This is a genomic window from Sphingomonas naasensis (assembly GCF_004792695.1).
GTDB lineage: Bacteria > Pseudomonadota > Alphaproteobacteria > Sphingomonadales > Sphingomonadaceae > Sphingomonas > Sphingomonas naasensis.
Genome location: NZ_SRXU01000001.1, coordinates 398899 through 417354, shown reverse-complemented (window position 1 = coordinate 417354; position 18456 = coordinate 398899). Strand labels below are relative to the sequence as shown.

Sequence of the window (18456 nt, the reverse complement as noted above, 5' to 3'; positions counted from 1 at the left end):
CCGGCCGACCGCCCCGCGCGCTGCGCCGCTCAATAGCGACGCAGCAGCCCCGCGAGCCGGCCTTGGACGCGGACCTGATCGGGCCGATAACGCTGGGCGTTGTAATCGCGATTGGCCGGATCGAGCCGGATCATCGCGCCTTCCTTGCGGAAATATTTGAGCGTCGCCTCGGCATCGTCGATCAGCGCCACGACGATCTCGCCGTCGCGCGCGGTTTCGGTGCGGCGGATCAGCGCATAGTCGCCATCGAGAATGCCCGCCTCGACCATCGAATCTCCCGCGACCTCGAGCGCATAATGCTCGCCCTGGCCGAGCAGCGCGGCGGGGACGGGGAGCATCGTCGAGCCCTCGAGCGCCTCGATCGGCGTACCCGCGGCGATGCGGCCGTGGAGCGGGATCTCGACCACGTCGTTGGCGGGGGTCGGCAGGCTCGGCGCGGACGCGGCGGGCTTCGCCGCTTTGGCACTGACGGCGGGCTTCGCGTCGCCGCGCTCGGGAACGCGCAGCACCTCGAGCGCGCGGGCGCGATTGGGCAGGCGGCGGATGAACTCGCGTTCCTCGAGCGCGCTGATCAGCCGGTGCACGCCCGACTTGGACTTGAGGTCGAGCGCCTCCTTCATTTCCTCGAACGAAGGCGAAACGCCGGTCTCGGCCAAACGATCGGCAATGAAGCAGATGAGCTCGTGCTGCTTGCGCGTGAGCATGCAATCCTCCTGTCCAGAACAGACACGGAACGTTTACGCAATGTTCTTGCGGCTTGTCAAGCGAGGTCGAGGATCTCCACCGAGTCGCCCGCATGCGCCGCGGGGGCGTGCGGTTCGCGGACGATCAGGCAGGTGGCGCGGGCGAGCGTGCGCAGCATCGCGCTATCCTGCAGTGTGGAGGCGGTGACGCGGCCGTCGTGCAGCTCGGCGCGCAGATAGTCGGTGCGCTCGCCATTGGCGCCGAGCGGCTCGGCGAGCGTCGCGGTGCGGGTGCGCGGCAAGGGATCGGCGGCGCCGGCGAGATGCGCAATGAGCGGGCGCACGAAGAGCAATGTCGTGACGAAGGCGGAGACCGGATTGCCGGGCAGGCCGAGCACGACCGCGCCGCCAAGCCGGCCTGCCATCACCGGCTTGCCCGGGCGCAGCGCGATCTTCCAGAAGTCGATCACTGCTCCCGCTGCCTCCAGCGCCGGCCGCACGAGGTCATGGTCGCCGACCGAGGCGCCGCCGCTGGTGACGAGCAGATCGGCGTCCACCGCGCGGAACGCCGCCTCGAGCGCGTCGCGGCGATCGGGCAGGATGCCGAGATCGACCAGCGTCACCGGCAGATCGGCGAGTTGCGCGGCGAGCATCAGCCGGTTGGTCTCGGGAAGCTGCGTCGCGCCGACCGGGGCGCCCGGGGCGACGAGCTCGTCCCCCGTCGCCACGATCGCCACGCGGACCTTGCGGTGCACCGCGACGCTGCCATGTCCCGCGGCGCCAATCAGTGCGAGCCGCGCCGGCGTGAGCCGCTCGCCGCTCCGGACCAGCCAATCGCTTTCGGAGAAGTCGAGGCCGCGTCGGCGGACGTTGCGGCCGTGCATGGCGGGTCCTTCGCCGTCGAGACGCAGCACGTCCCCATCGCGGGCGGCTTCCTCCTGGACCATGACGGTGTCGGTCCCCGGCGGCAGTGGCGCGCCGGTGAAGATGCGGACAGCCTCGCCCGGGTTGACCGCACCGGCAAAGCCGCGACCGGCGGCGCTCTCGCCGATCACGCGCCACGGCCCGGGCAGATCGGCGAAGCGGATCGCATAGCCGTCCATCGCCGAGAGATCGGCGGAAGGCTGGGTGCGGAGCGCGCGAACGTCGTCGGCGGTCCAGCGTCCGGCGGCATCGATGAGCGAAACCCGCTCGATTGCGGGCGGCGGCGCGAGCGCGAACAGCCGGGACCAGGCGTCGGAAAGGGGCAGGAGCGCAGCCATCGGGTCAGCCATGTGCCGGGAAGGGCTCGCGGCGCAAGGGCTCAGCGCGGTGTCTGGCCGCCGGTGACGAGGGTGAGGTCGCGCGCGCGCAGCGGCAGGCGGAACTCGCAGAGGATGCGATTGCTCTTCGCCTCGATCACGCTGGCCGGGCCGCCGCCGATCTCGGGAAGCGACACCCAGAGCTGCGCGCCGGGGGCGAGCACTGCGCGCGTCTCAAGCTCGACGAGATGCGCGGTGATGCCGCGGACGCGGGCGTTCCACCAGCGCACGCCCTCGCGCACGCTGGCCGGCAGATCGAGCCGGATCGCGTGCTTGTCGGGGATCATCCCTTCGGTATCGAAGCCGTGCGCCGCGGGCGCCGCTCCGCCATGGTTGTGCTGGGCGTGCCGCAGCCATGGCATCAGGGTCTGCCAGCCGAGCTCCTCGTCGAAGGCGATGCCGGCATGGCCGTCCTGCACCCAGCGCACCACGCCATCGAGCGGGCGGAGCGCATCGAACGTCAGCTGGACCGGATCCCCCACCGCGAGGTCGAGCCGCGTGTCGATGCCGACGCCGCCCTGCGAGATGTTGCGCGTGCGGGCATGCTCGACCTTGCTGCCGCTGCGGATCGCCACGAGCTGGTGGATCTCGACGCGCGGCATGCTGCGGCGTTCGGCGGGAAGGTTGGCGAGCGTGCGCGCGAGCGTGCTGATGATGTCGATCGGCGCTTCGAAGACGAAGCCGGCCTCGCCATCGGCGCACCAGTCGATCCGGCCCGGAATCGCCTGGCCGCTCGCCATTTCGAGCCGCATCGGCTCGGCCTCGCTGAGCTGTGCCTCGATCTCGATCGTGGCGCCCGCGGAAGACAGCCGCTGCAGCGAGCAGGGGAAGCGTTCGCAATCGGTGACGAGGAAGGCCGCGTCGAACGCCGCCTGGGCGTCGGGGCGCTGGCGCACCGCGCGCGGCGGATCGGCCGAGAGCGAGAACACGGTCGCAGACCTGAGCGCTTGAATCATTACTGTTTTCCCACCCCGGTCGCGAGGCAAGTCATTGCTTAAAGGGCCTGAAATCCGCGTTAAGATTCGCGGTTGTAGAATCCCTAATCGCGAGCGAGCGGAGCGCGGCGGCGCGCACCGCCTGCCGCGTGTGATCGCGATCCGTCCCGTGCTGCTCGATCCGATGCGACCGCCAGTGCAGCGGCCGGGTGGCACGACGCGCAGCGTCGATGCTGGGGCGGCGGCGCGGCGCGGCTCAGGCCGACCAGTCGCCGGACTTGCCGCCCTTTTTCGAGAGCAAGCGGATATCGCCGATTATCATGGCTTTATCGAGAGCCTTGGCCATATCGTACAAGGTCAGCAGCGCGACGCTGGCGGCGGTGAGCGCTTCCATCTCGACTCCGGTCTTGCCTTCGGTGGCCGCGGTCGCGGTGACCGTCACGCCGGTCTCGTCGGGCGCGAGCTCGACGGCGACGCGAGTGAGCGGCAGTGGGTGGCAGAGCGGGATCAGCCCCGCGGTCTGTTTGGCCGCCATGATCCCGGCGATGCGCGCGGTGGCGAGCACATCGCCCTTCTTCACGCTGCCCGCGCGGATCGCCGCGGCGGCCTCGCGCGACATCGTGATCCGCCCGGCGGCGACCGCCTCGCGCGCCGTGACTGGCTTGCCGGCGACATCGACCACGTGCGCCGCGCCGCTCTCGTCGAGATGGCTGAGCCCGGTCATCCCACCAGCCCCCGCGTTGCCGCTTCGACATCGTCCTGCCGCATCAGCGATTCGCCGATCAGGAAGCAGCGAATGTCGTGCTCGGCCATCGCATCGAGATCGGCACGGCCGGTGAGCCCGGATTCGGCAACGAAGGTGCAGTCCCGCGGTGCGTGCCGAACGAGTTCATAGGTTTTTTGAAGATCTACCTCGAAGGTCTTCAGGTTGCGATTGTTGACGCCGATCAGTCGCGATTTGAGCTTGAGCGCGCGCGCGAGCTCGTCGGCGTCGTGGACCTCGACCAGAACGTCCATGCCGAGCTCGATCGCCGCGGCCTCGATCTCGGCCATCGCGCCGTCTTCGAGCGCCGCGACGATGATCAGGATCGCGTCGGCACCGATGCTGCGTGATTCCGCGACCTGCCACGGATCGACCATGAAATCCTTGCGGATCACCGGAAGGTCGCACGCGGCGCGCGCCGCGATCAGATAGTCCTCATGCCCCTGAAAATACTCCTGGTCGGTGAGCACCGACAGGCAGGCGGCACCGCCTGCGGCATAAGCGCGGGCATGGGCCGGCGGGTCGAAATCGGGGCGGATCAGCCCCTTGGACGGGCTGGCCTTCTTGATCTCGGCGATCAGGCCGAAACCCCCGGCTGCCACCTTCGCGTCGAGCGCTGCCTTGAAACCGCGCGGCGGCGACGGTTCGGGGCGCGTCACGGGCGCCGTGCGGCGCGCGGCGACTTCGCTGCGCTTGGTGGCGAGGATCTTGTCGAGGATCGTGCTCATGCGAAGGCGATCCAGCAATCGAGCAGCGCGTTGGCGAGCCCGCCGTCGAGCGCCTCGGCCGCCTCCTCGACGCCGTCGACGAGGTTGCGCGCGCGACCCGCGACCATCAGCGCCGCGGCGGCATTGAGCAGCACGGCGTCACGATAGGGCCCGGTCTCGCCCTGGAGCAGGCGGCGCAGCGCGAGGGCGTTGTACGCCGGATCGCCGCCGCGGATCGCCGCGAGCGGGTGGCGGGGCAGTCCGGCGTCCTCGGGCGTGATTCGGGCCGGCAGCGCGGCGCTGCCGACATTGACCACCACGCTCGCGCCTTCGGTGGAGAGTTCGTCGAGGCTTTCCTCGCCCGAGACGATCGCCGCCGCCTCGGCGCCGAGCTGGACCAGCGCCTCGGCATAGATCGGCGCGTAATCGGGGCGGGCGATGCCGATCAGCTGGCGCGAGACATGCGCGGGATTGGCGAGCGGCCCCATCAGGTTGAAGATCGTCCGCCGGGCGATGCGGCGGCGCAGGGGCCCGATCCGCGCCATTGCCGGGTGGTGATGCTGGGCGAAGAGGAAGGCGATTCCGAGTTCGTGCAGGCTCTCCTCGGCGCGCGCGGCGGCGCGATCGAGATTCAGGCCCAGCGCCTCGAGCGTGTCGGCGGCGCCTGCCTTGGACGAGGCGGCACGGTTGCCATGCTTGGCGACCGGAACCCCGCACGCCGCGACGACGAGGCTCACCGCGGTCGAGACGTTGAGCGTGTGGTGGCCGTCGCCGCCGGTGCCGCAAACGTCGATCGCCCCCGCTGGAGCGCTGATCGGGATCAGCCGCTCGCGCATCGCGCGCGCGGCCTCGGCGATCTCGATGCTGGTCTCGCCGCGCACGCTGAGCGCGATCAGGAATTCGGCGATCGCTGCCTCGCCGACATTCCCGTCGAGGATGTCGGCAAAGGCCTGCGCGGCGCTCTCATGGCTGAGCGGCGACGAAGGGTCGGGAAGGAGCGTCGAGACAGTCACGCTGCCTCTATTCCGCCCATGCGCGGCCGAGTCGAGCAAATCCTGATGGGGGCGGGGCCAAGCCCGGCTGTGGCGCGTTGGAGGACGGGTCCGCCCCGCCGGGCGCCGAAAGGAGAAGCCGGATGCGAAGCCTGTTGCCGATCGCCCTGTTCGCGGCGCTCGCGGCCTGCGCCCATCGGCCACCGGCGATGACCGATCTGCGCGTGACCAATGCCTGCGATCGCGCGCCGGGGATCATCGTCGTCTATGCCGGTGACAGCGCGCGGATCGTCACTCCGGCCAGCGACGCCGAGGTCGTCCTCCCGCGCAAGCCGACGGCTTCAGGCTTTTGGTACGAATCTCCCACGCACAGCATCCGCGGCAAGGGCAAGCAGATCACCTATACGGTCGGGCGGATGATCCCGATGACCTGCACCGCTTCCTGATCTTCGGAAACAGGGCGCCCCGAACCGGTCGAGGCGCCCATCGGCTCATCGTTGCGGCGCCGGTGTGGCCGGGGCAACCGGCTGCGCATTGCCCGGGGGCGGAGCCGGCGGACCGGCGCCGTCCCCGTCGGAACCTCCGCCGCGGGGGCCATGATGCCCGCGGTGACGATCGCCACGGCCATGGTGACGCGGCATCTCCGCGGCGGTGAGCTTGCCGTCCTTGTCGGCGTCGAGCCGTTCGAAGCGCGTGTTCGCCGCCGCGACCCATTCGGCGCGAGTGATCTGGCCGTCGCCGTTGGCATCGGCGCGGCCGAGATGGCCGAGGCCGTTGTCCATGCTGGCGACGGCGATGCCGCCCACCGCGACGGTCGCGAGGATGCCGGCCAGTGCGGCGCCGGCGAGCTTGAGTCTGGGGTGCATTCGAATCTCCATGGCCCGGATCGGGCGATGGAAGCGGAATGGCGGCGATCTGTCGCAAGGGAATTGCAGCGAGACGGTGGAATTGTCGCAACTTGTGCGCGGCCGGGGGCCGTGAACGGCGTTGACAACGGTTATTTCTGAAATTACAGAAATTATCGATATGGCGCTCACCGACCTTCCCGCCGCAAAGGCCTTCATCCTCCACTGGGGGGAGATGGGCACGCAATGGGGGGTGAATCGCTCGGTCGCGCAGGTCCATGGCCTGCTCTATCTGAGCGACCGGCCGCTCCCCGCCGACGACATCGTCGAGCAGCTCCTCCTCGCGCGCTCGAACGTCTCGACCGCGCTCAAGGAGCTGCAGGGCTATGGCATCGTCCGCCGCGTCCATGTCGACGGCGATCGGCGCGACCATTTCGTCGCCGAGACCGATTTGTGGGAGATGCTCATGCGCATTTCCGCCGAGCGCAAGCGCCGGGAGATCGACCCCACCATCGCGCTGCTCGGCGGGCTGGCCGAGCAGATGGCGAAGGACGACAGCGCGCCTGCGCATGTCCGCGAGCGGATCACCCGGATGCACGAGTTCATTGGGACGCTCACAAACTGGTACGATCAGGTCCGCCGGCTGCCCAAGCCGACGCTGGTCACGCTGATGAAGCTCGGCGGCAAGATCGCCCGTTTCGTCGGACCGGGCAAGAAAACCACCGACAGCTGAACAGGAGAAAGCCATGCGCCAGTCGCGATCGTGCGCGCTATAGTTTCTGAAATTACAGAAATAACCGGAATGAAAGGATGGAACGATGGTTGAGACTGCCTATGCGCTTTATCTGGCGATCACGCTGGCGATCACGATCTGGGTCGCCCGCACCCTGTCGAAGAATGGCGAGGTATTCCTGATCGAATGCTTCGGCCATGACGATCGGCTCGCCAAATCGACCAACCATTTGCTCGTCGTCGGCTTCTACCTCGTCAATATCGGCTTCATCACGCTGACGCTGAGCCTCGGGGCCGAGCCGCATACCATTCCCGACGCGATCCGCTTCCTCAGCGGCAAGGTCGGCCTCGCGGTGGTCGTGCTCGGCTGCATGCACTTCTTCAACATGGGCGCGATCGCGCATTTCGGCCGCAAGGTGAATGGCTGGCTGGGCGACCAGCAGGAACGGATGGTTCGCGCGTAAAACGGGGCGCGGCCGTCGCCGGCGGTCGCGCCCCTCTCCAGGGAGGGGTTTGATGCGAACGATCGAGGATCACGCGGTGGGGATCGGTCTCTCCACGCTCGCCGCGGGACCGCTGATGGTGCTGACAAGCGCGTTTGGTGGCTATTATGCGCAGCTACCCGCAGCGGTCCCGGTCGAGCGCGAATTGTTGGGCTCGCTGGTTGCTGCGGCGGCGGTCGCCATGTTCGTGGGCATCCCTGTCGCCTTGCCGATCAATTCGATCGGCACGGCAGCGATGCTCGCGCTGGGCGATCGCTTCGCGCCGCTCCGGTCCAGAGCGGCATGGGCGCTGAGCGGCGGCCTATTGGGCATGTCCGGCGGCTGGCTGTTGTCGGCCGAGCCTTGGCTACTCTTCAGCCTGACGACGACTTCGGCGCTGTGCGGATGGATCTGCCTGGGTACGGACGCGATGGACGCACCCGCTGCAGGCCGATAGCCGCTCAGGCCAGCGCTTTCGTCTCGATACCGGCGAGCCGCATGAAATTCGCCAGCATCGCGTGGCCATGTTCGGTGGCGATGCTTTCGGGGTGGAACTGGACGCCGTGGATCGGCAGATCGCGGTGGCGCACGCCCATCACCGACGCGTCGGCGGCGGTGGCGTTGATCACCAGTTGCTCGGGAATCTCGGTGACGATCAGCGAATGATAGCGGGTGGCGGTGAATGGCGAGGGCAGGCCCTCGAACAGCCCGGTGCCGTCATGCTCGACCGGCGAGGTCTTGCCGTGCATCAGTCCGCCGCGGACGACATGGCCGCCGAAATGCTGGCCGATCGCCTGATGGCCGAGGCACACTCCGAGCAGCGGCTTGCGCAGCTCGGCGCAGGCGGCGACGAGATCGAGGCTGATCCCCGCCTCGTTCGGGGTGCACGGACCCGGCGAGATCAGGAAAGCCTGGGCGTTGCTGGCGATCGCGTCGCGCGCGCTCAGCGCATCGTTGCGCACGACCTGAACCTCGGCGCCCAGCTCCATCAGATAGTGGACGAGGTTCCAGGTGAAGCTGTCGTAATTGTCGATGACGAGGATCATGCAGCAGCGGTTAAGGTGTTTCGCGCGATCTCACAATTCCCCGGCCCATAATTGCCTTGGCGCCGCCACAGTACGGCGGCAACGCTGGCGGCGCAGAGGCGTTGTTGGCCGTTCAAAGGAGTTTTCATGCTTTCCACCTTGCTCTTCGCCGCGCTGATCGTCGCTCCCGCCCCGGCGCAGGATGGCGGCACGCAGGACGGCCCGCCAAAGCGCGTGCGTTCGATCCTGCTCTACGGCGACGACAAGTGCCCCAAGGCCGAGAGCCCCGACGAAGTCGTCGTCTGTGCCAATGCCGGCGAATCGCCCTACCGCATCCCCAAGAGCCTGCGGAACCAGCCCAATGAGGGCGCCGCGGCGCAGGCATGGACCAACCGCGTCGAGACCGTCGAGGAATTCAACCGCGCCGGACTTCCCAACAGCTGCTCGCCCGTCGGCATCGGCGGCCAGACCGGCTGCACCCGCGCCGCGATCCGCCAATGGTATCAGGAGCGCGTCGACGCCAAGGCCAAGGCCGCGCGGACTACGGCGCCGGCAGAGGACTGAGATCAAATCCTCCCCGAGCCGGGCTCGGGGAGGATTCTACTGCCCGAAACCCGCTTCGCTCGCCCGCGCCACGGCTTCGCGCGCGGCGGCGAACAGCGCGCCCGCCTTGGCCTCGCATTCGCGCTGCTCATAGGCGGGATCCGAATCCGCGACGATGCCGGCGCCCGCCTGGACGTGCATCACGCCGTCCTTGATCAGCGCCGTGCGCAGCACGATGCAGCTGTCCATCGAACCGTCGGGCGAGAAATAGCCGACGCCGCCGGCATAGGGACCGCGCGTCTCGGGCTCGAGTTCGGCGATGATCTGGCAGGCGCGAACCTTGGGGGCGCCGCTGACCGTGCCCGCAGGGAAGCCCGCGAACAGCGCGTCGAGCGCGTCGCTGCCCGGCTTGAGCGTGCCGACGACGTTCGAGACGATGTGCATCACATGGCTGTAGAATTCGACGGTGTAGCTGTCGGTCACCTTGACGCTGCCCGCCTCGGCGGCGCGGCCGACATCGTTGCGGCCGAGATCGAGCAGCATCAGATGCTCGGCGCGCTCCTTGGGATCGGCGAGCAGGCTGGCACGGTTGGCTTCGTCCTCCGCCGCGGTCTTGCCGCGCGGGCGGGTGCCGGCGATCGGGCGGATGGTAATCTCGCCGTCGCGGGCGCGGACGAGGATCTCGGGGCTCGATCCGGTGAGCGCGAAGCCGGGCAAGTCGAGATGATAGAGGAAGGGCGAGGGGTTCACCCGGCGCAGCGCGCGATAAAGCTCGAACGGCGGCAGTGCGAACGGCGTCGTGAAGCGCTGGGCGAGCACGACCTGGAAGATGTCGCCCGCGGCGATATAGTCTTTGGCGCGTGCGACCATCTCGCCATAGCGGCTGGCCGCGAGCACCGGGGTGAGCGCGATTTCGCCCGGCTCGGCGCGCACCGGCGCGGGCAGCGCCGCCGTCGCGAGCCGGGCGGCGGTCGCGTCGATGCGCTCGGCGGCGGCGTCGATCAATGTCTGGGCGTCGCGCGTCGCGTCGGGCCAGACCGGCGCGACGAGGAACAGCGTGTCGGCCAGCCGATCGAAGATCAGCACCACGGTCGGCCGCACGAACATCATGTCGGGCACGCCGACCGGGTTCGCCGGCGGACGCGGCAGTTTCTCGACGAGCCCCACCGTCTCGTAGCTGAAATAGCCGACGAGGCAGGCCAGCGCGCGCGGCAGCGCGGACGGCACTTCCATCCGACAAGCCTCGACCAGCCCGCGCAGCGCTTCGAGCGCGGGTTCGGGGCAGGGCGCGAACGCCTCGCGGTCGGTCAACCAGCGCGGGTTGATCGCGGCCTCGCCGCCGGTGGCGCGGAAGACGAGATCGGGGGCGAGCCCGATCAGGCTGTGGCGCCCGCGGATCGATCCGCCCTCGACCGATTCGAGCAGAAAGTCGCCGCGGCCGGGCTCGATCAGCTTGAGCGCGGCGGCGACCGGCGTCTCGGTGTCGGCCACCTGCCGACGCCAGAGCAAAGCCGGCCGGCCGGCGGCGAGCGCCGCCCGTGCGGCTTCGACGCCCTCGGTCACTTCAGCGCGCCGAGCCCGTGCGGGTCAGATCGGCGCGGAGCTGCGCGAGCGCCTTGTCGTTGCGCGTCACCTTGAGGTCGTTGCGGATCGCGGCGGCGAACTGACGCGCGAGCTCCGGGCCGACCTGCGGCGCGAGGCCGCCACGCACCTGCTGGAGCGCGACGGGATCGCCGGCGGCGCTATGCTCCTCGACCTGCGCGAGATGGACGACATAATAGCCCTCGCGGTTCTGTCCCTCGACCAGCTTGGCTTTGCCCGGTGCCATGCGGAACGCCATCTGCAGATAGGGCGCGATGTTCTGACGCTGCACATCGGCGCGCTTGAAATCGAAAGGCTTCGGCGGCGGACCCTTGGTCACGCCGGCCTCGGTCAGCGCCTGCTGCATCGGCACGCCCTTCTCGAGCTTGGCGATCACCTGGATGGCGATGCCGCGCGCCTTTTGAAGCGCCTTCTCGACGAGATAGTCCTTCACCACCTGCGCGCGAATCTGGGCGAGCGGGCGCGGCGCGGCGGGCACGATGCGCTCGAGCCCGACCAGCGCGAAGCTGCCGTCCTCCGCGATCGGCACGATCTGCGAATCGTCGCCCGGCTGCTCGATGCCGAAACCGGCGCGCATGATCGCGGTCGTCGCCGGCTCGGGCTTGAACTCGGGATTTTCCGGGTCGGCGGCGTTGGCGGTGAGCGCCGGGGTGCGGCCGGGGGTGAGCTTGGCCCCGGCGACGAGCTCGTCGAAATTCTTGCTGTCGCCGATGCCGTCCTCGATCGACTGACGGAGATCGGCGAGCGTCTGGGCGAGCTTGCGCGCGCTGATCTCGCTGGCGAGCTCGGCACGCGCCTGATCGAGCGTCTTCGCCGCGATCTTCTCGATCTTCTCGACCTGGAGCACGTGCCAGCCGAGCGGCGAGCGGACCGGGCCGACCACGCCGCCCTGCGCCGCCGCGAACGCCGCATCGGCAACCGCGGGCGCGGTCTGGCGCGCAAGCGCGGCCTTTTCGACGCCTTCGAAATTGGTCGGCTCGAGCCCCGCGGCGCTCGCGGCGGCGGCGAGCGTCTTGCCGCCCTTCACTTCGCCGGCGATGCGGTTGGCGGTTGCCTGATCGAGCGCCACGAGCTGGCGGACATTGCGCTTCTCGGTCGCCGCGAAGCGGTTGCCGGCCTTTTTATACGCATCGGCGATCTCGGCCTCGGTGGCTGCCGTGCCGGCGCGCAGCTGGTCGGGCTTGACCATCGCATAGCGGACGATCCGGCGCTGCGGCACCGTGTAGCGCGCGCTGCGCGACTGATACCATGCGGCAAGCGTCTTGTCGTCGGGATCGGGGCCCGGATCCATCGCGATCGTCGGGACGAGGCCGACCGTGCCGGTGCGGCGCTCGAGCTGCAGCGAGGCATAAGGAAGCAGCACGCCATCCGGAATATGGTTGCCCAGCGTCGCGCGGTTGATCAGCCAGAGATTGTAGCGCTCATCGGTCATGCTCGCGCGGAACAGCGCGGGCGGGATCCGGTTCTGCGCCAGCAAATCCTCGAACTGCTTCTGGCTGAACTTGCCGTCGAGCCCGACGAACGCCGGGTTGCTGGCGATCTCGCCATCGATCAGCCGCTTGCTGACCTGCATCCCCGACTTCTGCGCGAACTCGACCAGGGCGGCGCTGTTGATCATCTCGTCGAGCGTCATCTCGAGCCCGCCCTGCGCCAGGAACTGCTCCATCGTGACGGTCTGCCCCTCGCTCTGGAGGTTGCGGATGAACCGGTCGACACGGTCGCGCACGTCGCGATCGGTGATCTTCCGGCTGCCCACCTTGGCGACGACATCGCCGCCGCTGCCGGTGCCGTTCATGCGGATCCCGGTCACATCGCCCGCGACGAACGCCAGCGCGATGATGCCGAGAAAGATGAACACCGCGATCAGGCCGTAGCGCGACTTGGTGAAGCGGCGGAAGAAATTGAGCATGAAGGGCCGTTCGCAAGAGGAATTTGGCGTGCTTTAGGGCGGGTAGGGCGCGCCTTCAAGCTTGTGCAGCGCGCATGGCTTGGTATCGGCTGCAACCAAAGACAGGGAGTTGGACATGCGCCGCAAGCTGGTTGCCGGGAACTGGAAGATGCACGGGCTCAAGGCGCAGCTGGGCGAGGTCGAGGCGATCGCGGCGGTGGCCGCTGCGCAGCCGGGAGTCGATGTGGCGTTGTGCGTGCCCTTCACGCTGATCGCGCCCGCGGTCGCGGTGGCCGGTGCGCTGCCGATCGGCGCGCAGGATCTGCACGAGGCCGACAAGGGCGCGCATACCGGCTGCATCTCTGCCGACATGCTCATCGAATGCGGCGCGACGCTGACCATCGTCGGCCATTCCGAGCGCCGCGCCGACCAGCACGAGACCAGCCACGACGCATGGGCCAAGGCCGCGGCCGCGCGCCGGCACGGGCTCAAGGTGATCCTGTGCTGCGGCGAGACCGAAGCCGAGCACGACGCCGGCCGCGCCGAGCGGATCGTCCAGTCACAGATCGAGAAATCGTTGCCCGAAGGGGCGCATGGCGACTGGTTGACGCTGGCCTATGAGCCGCGCTGGGCGATCGGCACCGGCAAGACCCCGACGCTCGACGAGATCGCCTCGATGCACGCGATCGCGCGCGCCAAGCTGCGCAACATGGTCGGCGACGCCGCCGACGGCATTCGCATCCTCTATGGCGGATCGGTTACCGGGGCGAATGCGCGCGACCTCCTCGCGGTCGATAATGTCGACGGCGCGCTGGTCGGCGGGGCGAGCCTGACCGCCGAAAAGTTCGTGCCGATCATCGCGGCGGCGTCGACGCTGCCAGAAAAATAGGGACAGTCCCTGCCAGGGAAAAATAGGAAAAATAGGGACAGTCCCCATTTATTGCTTATTCGAAAATAGGGACTGTCCCTATTTTTGGTTCTGTTTTTGGTTGGGACGGATTTCGCCGAGGGTGAGCAGCGCCGTCGCGCTCGACGCGGCGGCGAGCGCCGCCCCGACCAGCGCGCCGCCATGGAACGCCGCGATCAGCCCCGCTCCCGCGCTGGCGATCACCGCGCCGGCGATCGCCGTGGCGATCAGCCCGCCGGTGCGGGCGATCGCGCTGTTGAACCCGGAAGCGGTGCCGGCGTGGGTGTCGTCGACCGCGGCGAGCACCGCGGTGGTCAGCGGCGCGGCGACGCTCGACATGCCGATCGCGATGACGAGGCAGCCGGGGAACACGCTGGTCCAGTAAGAGGCGTCCGCGTCGACCAGCACGAGCAGCGCGAAGCCGATCGCGACGATCAGCGCCCCGATCGTCAGCGGCCAGCGCGGCCCGACCCGCGCGGTCAGCTTGCCCATCACGCGCGACGCCAGCCCCATCCCCAGCGGCATCGGCAGCAGCGCGAGCCCGGCCTGCAGCGCGGTGTAGCCCGCAGCCTCGATCAGCACGAAGGGGAGCAGCAGCAGCACCCCGCCCAGCGCGCCGTAGAGCAGGAAGGTGAGCAGGGTCAGCCCGGCAAAGGCGCGCGAGCCGAACATCGCAATCGGCATCATCGCGCGACTGCCGCGATGATGCTCGATCCACAGGAACAGCACGATGGCGAGCAGCCCCGCGCCGAGGCCGATCGCGACGGTGCCGTCAAAGGCATGGTGGCTCGACCACAAGGTGAGCGCCCAGGTGAGCGCGCCGAGCGCAACGGTCGCCGCCAGCGCGCCGGGCAGGTCGAGCGGCAATTCCCCCTCCGAGCTCTCCTCGACATAGCGCAGCGCGATGAAGATCGCCGCGGCCGCCACCGGCACGTTGACGTAGAAGATCGCGCGCCAGCCGATCGCGTCGACCAGCCAGCCGCCGAGCGGCGGACCGACCGCGCCGGCGATCGCCCCGACGCCGGCCCAGGTGCCGATCGCCTTGCCGCGCGCCTCGCCGGTAAAGGCATGGCCCAGCGTCGCGAGGCTGTTGGGCAGCAGGATCGCCGCGCCGACCCCCTGCGCCGCGCGCGCGGCGAGCAGCATCGTCAGATCCCCGGCCAGCGCGCAGGCGATCGAGGCGAGGGTGAACATCGCGATCCCGATGACGAGCAGCTTGCGCCGTCCGAAATAGTCGCCCGCCGCGCCGCCGATCAGCAACAGCGCCGAAAGCGGCAGCAGATAGGCGTTGATCGTCCATTGCAGCTCGGCCGGAGTCGCCTTGAGATCGGCACCGATCGCCGGCAGCGCGACATTGGTCACCGATCCGTCGATAAAGGCGAGGCTCGAGGCGAGGATGCAGGCGGCGAGGGTCAATCTCGGGTGGGCGGCGGCCGGCATGGCGTCAGGCTAGCAGGATTGTCGCGGTTGCGGGAGCGTCCCCGCGCGACGACGCTCGATGGATTCAAGTCGCTGAATCCTTATGGGAAACGCAATCGAAACCTCCTTTCCTGCTATATGTGATTATGTTCAGGCGTCCCCTCCCGGCCGTCGTCACCAGCTCCGAACAGGATCGCGCGATTCTGGTCGAGCAGTTCCGCACCCTGCGCCAGCAGGTTCCGCTGATGTACGCGCTGATGCTCGTCGACGCGGCGTTCCTCAGCTTCGCATCGAACGGCACGGTGAGCGCGTGGTGGAGCTTCGGCATGCCGGTCGTGCTCGCCGTGCTCGGCGCGATTCGCGCGGCCTTCTGGTTGCGTCGCCGGAGCTTCACCCCCGAACCCGATGCGATCGCCCGCTATCTGCTCGGAACGACGATCGTCGCCGCGGTGCTCAGCATCGGCTTCGGCGGCTGGGGATTGTTCCTCTATTTCCAGGCCGATCTAGTCCGCCGCGCCTGTATCGCGCTGTACATCTTCATTGGCGCGATCAGCTGCTGTTACTGCCTCCAGTCGCTGCCCCGTGCCGGCCATGCCGTGCTGTTCTTCGGGGCGATGCCGGTCACGGTTTGCCTGCTCTTCTCGGGCGATTGGATCCTGCGCGGTGTCGGCTTCAACATCGTTGTCGTCGCCGCGCTGATCCTGCGCATGCTGCGCACCACCCATGCCGGGTTCATCGAAGTGCTCCGCTCGCGGTCCGACATGGCGGCGGAGCAACGCCGCGCCCGCGGCGCCGAGCAGCGCGCGCATCAGCTCGCCTATCACGACCCGCTGACCGGCCTGCCCAACCGGCGCGCGCTCACCGAGACGCTCGAGGCGCGCGTCGCCAGCGCGGCGAGCGGAGAGCGCTTCGGATTGCTCATCGTCGATCTCGATCACTTCAAATCGGTCAACGACGTGCACGGCCATCCCGCCGGCGACGTCCTGCTCCGCGAAGTGGCGGCACGGCTCACCGCCGCGGTCGGCGAGGCCGGGAAGAGCTTCCGCCTCGGCGGCGACGAGTTCGCGGTGATCGTCGATGGCGACGGCGAAGAGGCGCGGCGCGGCGCGCAGGTGATCGTCCAGGCGATGCAGCGCGCCTTTGCCGGCTCCGATCTGGTCCACCACATCGGCGCGAGCATCGGCATCTCGCTCTATCCCGGCGACGCGCACGACCTCGAGACGCTGATGCGCCGTGCCGACATCGCGCTCTACAAGGCCAAGCAATCGGGGCGGAGCCAGCATTGCGCGTTCGAGCCGACGCTCGACGCCGAGATCCGCCGCCGTGCCGAGCTCGAGCGCGAGATGCGCGACGCCATGGCGCGCGACGCCTTCGTGCCGCACTATCAGGCGATCGTCGATCTGAAGCAGGGCAGCGTCGTCGGCTACGAGCTGCTCGCGCGCTGGCAGCGCCCGGGCGGCGAGGAGATCGGCCCCGAGCTGTTCATCCCGATCGCCGAGGAATGCGGGCTGATCGACGAGCTGATGCTGCGGCTGCTGCGCCGCGCCTGCCGCGAGACGCGCGACTGGAACGCGGCGATCGCGATCAACGTCTCGCCGACCCAGCTCAAGGATCCGTGGTTCAGCCAGAAGGTGCTGGCGGTGCTGACCCGCGAGCGCTTTCCCCCGCCGCGCCTCACCATCGAGATCACCGAGAACGCGCTGATCGTCGACGCCGATCGCGCGCGCCAGACGATCGCTTCGCTCCGCAATCAGGGGATCCAGCTGGCGCTCGACGATTTCGGCACCGGCTATTCCTCGCTCCAGCACCTCCAGATGCTGCCGTTCGACCGGCTCAAGATCGATCGCTCGTTCGTCACCGCGATGGAGCGCGATCCCGAGGCGCTGCGGCTGGTGCACGCGATCATCACGCTGGCGAACACGCTCGGCCTCCCCGTCGTCGCCGAGGGGATCGAATCAGCCTCCACCGCGCGAACCCTGGTCGGGCTGGGCTGCGCGATGGGGCAGGGCTTCCATTTCGGCTATCCGATGTCGCGCGACGACGTCGAGGCGCACGCGGCGCGGGTTCAGCCCGCGTAGCGGTCCTTCAGCACCTTCCAGGTCGCGCGCAGGCTCACCGCCTCGGCGCCCTTGGGCCGGCCAGGCTTGGCCGAGCCATTCCAGCAGAAGATGTCGAAATGCGCCCATTGCGCCTTTTCGGGGGCGAATTCCTTGAGGAACAACGCCGCGGTGATCGCGCCGCCGAACGGACCCTCCGCCGCATTGACCATGTCCGCGACGTCGGACTTGAGCGCTTCCTTGTACGGCTCGTAGAGCGGCATCCGCCACATCGGATCGGCCTCGCTCTCGGCGGCGGCGAGCAGCTCGGCGGCGAGCGTGTCGTCATTGGCGAACACCGCCTGCAGATCCGCGCCGAGCGCGACGCGGGCGGCGCCGGTGAGGGTCGCGAAGTCGAAGACCAGCTCGGGATCGTTCTCCGCCGCCCTGGTCAGCGCGTCGCCGAGGATCAGCCGGCCCTCGGCATCGGTGTTGCTGTTCTCGACCGAGATGCCCTTGCGCGAGATCATCACGTCGCCGGGGCGCGTCGCCTCGCCATTGATCGAATTCTCCACCGCGGGAACGAGCATGTGCAGGCGCACCGGCAGGCGGTGCTGCATCACCAGCTCGGCGAGCGCCAGCGCGTGCGCGGCGCCGCCCATGTCCTTCTTCATCAGCCGCATGCCCGCGGCAGGCTTGATGTCGAGCCCGCCGGTGTCGAAGCACACGCCCTTGCCGATGATCGCGATGCGCGGATGCTCGGGATTTCCCCATTCGAGCTCGATCAGCCGCGGCTCGCGGCCCTCGCCGGCGGCCTTGCCGACCGCCCAGAGCATGCCATAGCCCTTCTCGACTTCCTTGCCCTTCACCACGGTCAGTGCGGCGCCATAGTCCTTCGCCAGATCGGCGGCGGCGGCCTCGAGATCGGCGGGCCCCATGTCGTTGGCGCCGGTGTTGATCCGGTCGCGCAGCTTGAAGGCGACGCCGGCGAGACGTAGCGCCTCCTCCATCCGGGCAGGGTCGCCGGTGAGCAGCACGCGCGCGCCCTGCGCCTTGTCGTCTTTCTTGCGATAGCGGTCGAATTTGTACTGGGCGGTCAGCCAGCCATAGATCGCCTTGCCGGGGTCGCGCCCGTCGACGCGATAGGCGCCCTCCGGCAGCGTCTCGGCGAGCTTGGCGAGGCACCAGGGGGTGAGCCGCTCGACATTGGCGACCACGCTGACCACCGACCAGTCCTCGGGGCCGTCGCCGGGCAGGATCGCGCTCGAATAGCCGGTGGGAGCGAGCTTCTGGGCCAGCGCGGCGGTGCGATGCCGCGGCGGCTGCGCGGCGAGCCAGGCGTCGAAGCCTTTGGCGTCGATCAGGTGGATGGTGCGTGCGGGCTGGCCGCGATCGGGCTGAACGAGCGTGGTGAGATCAGGCATTGCCCCGATCTAGGGGCGCAAGGCCGCCGCGCCTAGCCCCGCGGCGAAGATGAAATTTTGTTCATTTCGGAACCGTGCCCGCCCGAGGCTGGTTGGCCCGGCGTCTTCGGGAGACCTGCCTTGACCGATGCCCGTTCTAACGCCGTGCCGCCCCTTGCCGATCAACCGGCCC

At 68.9% G+C, this 18456-nt stretch carries 19 protein-coding genes; 7 read left to right on the top strand and 12 right to left on the bottom strand.

Translation table 11 applies throughout. The features are described from left to right. Positions 1-29 precede the first annotated feature (29 nt). The 6 genes from lexA to trpD all read right to left on the bottom strand — a co-directional run bounded on the left by lexA (position 30) and on the right by trpD (position 5402). Positions 30-704 carry a transcriptional repressor LexA gene (gene lexA, locus E5A74_RS02090; protein ID WP_135982354.1) on the bottom strand — a complete coding sequence of 225 codons (675 nt, stop codon included), beginning with the start codon at positions 702-704 and terminating at the stop codon, positions 30-32. A gap of 56 nt (positions 705-760) precedes the next feature. Continuing rightward, positions 761-1957 (bottom strand): molybdopterin molybdotransferase MoeA, encoded by a 1197-nt coding sequence (locus E5A74_RS02085; RefSeq protein WP_135982352.1) that lies wholly within the window; start codon positions 1955-1957, stop codon positions 761-763. A gap of 29 nt (positions 1958-1986) precedes the next feature. Next, entirely contained in the window at positions 1987-2940 is a 954-nt protein-coding gene (locus E5A74_RS02080) for a PilZ domain-containing protein (RefSeq protein WP_135982350.1), read from the bottom strand. A 235-nt stretch (positions 2941-3175) separates the two neighbouring features. Beyond that, entirely contained in the window at positions 3176-3643 is a 468-nt protein-coding gene (gene moaC, locus E5A74_RS02075) for a cyclic pyranopterin monophosphate synthase MoaC (protein WP_135982348.1), read from the bottom strand. Beyond that, a complete protein-coding gene (gene trpC / locus E5A74_RS02070; protein WP_135982346.1) occupies positions 3640-4410 on the bottom strand; it encodes an indole-3-glycerol phosphate synthase TrpC in 771 nt (256 codons plus the stop codon). Before trpC ends, moaC begins: the two co-directional genes overlap by 4 nt. Then, positions 4407-5402, bottom strand: coding sequence for an anthranilate phosphoribosyltransferase (gene trpD / locus E5A74_RS02065; protein ID WP_135982344.1), 996 nt, complete (start codon positions 5400-5402; stop codon positions 4407-4409). Before trpD ends, trpC begins: the two co-directional genes overlap by 4 nt. A 122-nt stretch (positions 5403-5524) precedes the next feature. On the opposite strand from trpD, the gene E5A74_RS02060 reads away from it, so the two are divergent. Further along, complete coding sequence (locus E5A74_RS02060; protein ID WP_135982342.1) at positions 5525-5827, top strand: MliC family protein; 303 nt, start codon at positions 5525-5527, stop codon at positions 5825-5827. A gap of 45 nt (positions 5828-5872) precedes the next feature. Here the strand turns inward: E5A74_RS02060 and E5A74_RS02055 are convergent, their stop codons facing one another. Then, positions 5873-6247, bottom strand: a complete 375-nt coding sequence (locus tag E5A74_RS02055) for a hypothetical protein (protein WP_166745565.1) — start codon at positions 6245-6247, stop codon at positions 5873-5875. 160 nt (positions 6248-6407) lie between these two features. Here E5A74_RS02055 and E5A74_RS02050 point away from each other — a divergent pair, with 160 nt between their 5' ends. The 3 genes from E5A74_RS02050 (at position 6408) to E5A74_RS02040 (ending at position 7897) form a co-directional block, all read left to right on the top strand. Continuing rightward, positions 6408-6959: a GbsR/MarR family transcriptional regulator gene (locus E5A74_RS02050; protein WP_135982338.1), complete on the top strand. Its 552-nt coding sequence runs from the start codon at positions 6408-6410 to the stop codon at positions 6957-6959. A gap of 85 nt (positions 6960-7044) precedes the next feature. Next, entirely contained in the window at positions 7045-7422 is a 378-nt protein-coding gene (locus tag E5A74_RS02045) for a hypothetical protein (RefSeq protein WP_135982335.1), read from the top strand. Between the two features lie 52 nt (positions 7423-7474). Then, on the top strand, positions 7475-7897 hold the full coding sequence (locus E5A74_RS02040) for a hypothetical protein (RefSeq protein WP_135982333.1): 423 nt from the start codon (positions 7475-7477) through the stop codon (positions 7895-7897). A 4-nt stretch (positions 7898-7901) separates the two neighbouring features. Here the strand turns inward: E5A74_RS02040 and E5A74_RS02035 are convergent, their stop codons facing one another. Next, positions 7902-8486, bottom strand: coding sequence for an anthranilate synthase component II (locus E5A74_RS02035; protein ID WP_135982331.1), 585 nt, complete (start codon positions 8484-8486; stop codon positions 7902-7904). A 126-nt stretch (positions 8487-8612) separates the two neighbouring features. Here E5A74_RS02035 and E5A74_RS02030 point away from each other — a divergent pair, with 126 nt between their 5' ends. Then, positions 8613-9029 carry a hypothetical protein gene (locus tag E5A74_RS02030; RefSeq protein WP_135982329.1) on the top strand — a complete coding sequence of 139 codons (417 nt, stop codon included), beginning with the start codon at positions 8613-8615 and terminating at the stop codon, positions 9027-9029. Between the two features lie 36 nt (positions 9030-9065). On the opposite strand, the gene trpE is transcribed toward E5A74_RS02030, so the two are convergent. Together trpE and E5A74_RS02020 are read right to left on the bottom strand one after the other, a co-directional pair. After that, positions 9066-10571, bottom strand: a complete 1506-nt coding sequence (gene trpE, locus E5A74_RS02025) for an anthranilate synthase component I (protein WP_135982327.1) — start codon at positions 10569-10571, stop codon at positions 9066-9068. A 1-nt stretch (position 10572) separates the two neighbouring features. Further along, positions 10573-12519 carry a peptidylprolyl isomerase gene (locus E5A74_RS02020; RefSeq protein WP_135982325.1) on the bottom strand — a complete coding sequence of 649 codons (1947 nt, stop codon included), beginning with the start codon at positions 12517-12519 and terminating at the stop codon, positions 10573-10575. 115 nt (positions 12520-12634) lie between these two features. Between E5A74_RS02020 and tpiA the strand changes: the two genes are divergently transcribed. Beyond that, on the top strand, positions 12635-13387 hold the full coding sequence (gene tpiA / locus E5A74_RS02015; RefSeq protein ID WP_135982323.1) for a triose-phosphate isomerase: 753 nt from the start codon (positions 12635-12637) through the stop codon (positions 13385-13387). 78 nt (positions 13388-13465) lie between these two features. Here tpiA and E5A74_RS02010 read toward each other — a convergent pair whose 3' ends face one another. Then, positions 13466-14845: an MFS transporter gene (locus E5A74_RS02010; protein WP_135982321.1), complete on the bottom strand. Its 1380-nt coding sequence runs from the start codon at positions 14843-14845 to the stop codon at positions 13466-13468. 125 nt (positions 14846-14970) lie between these two features. On the opposite strand from E5A74_RS02010, the gene E5A74_RS02005 reads away from it, so the two are divergent. Next, complete coding sequence (locus E5A74_RS02005; RefSeq protein ID WP_135982318.1) at positions 14971-16902, top strand: putative bifunctional diguanylate cyclase/phosphodiesterase; 1932 nt, start codon at positions 14971-14973, stop codon at positions 16900-16902. Here E5A74_RS02005 and E5A74_RS02000 read toward each other — a convergent pair. Then, entirely contained in the window at positions 16890-18284 is a 1395-nt protein-coding gene (locus E5A74_RS02000; RefSeq protein ID WP_135982316.1) for a leucyl aminopeptidase family protein, read from the bottom strand. The genes E5A74_RS02005 and E5A74_RS02000 overlap by 13 nt on opposite strands. Positions 18285-18456: the final 172 nt, after the last annotated feature.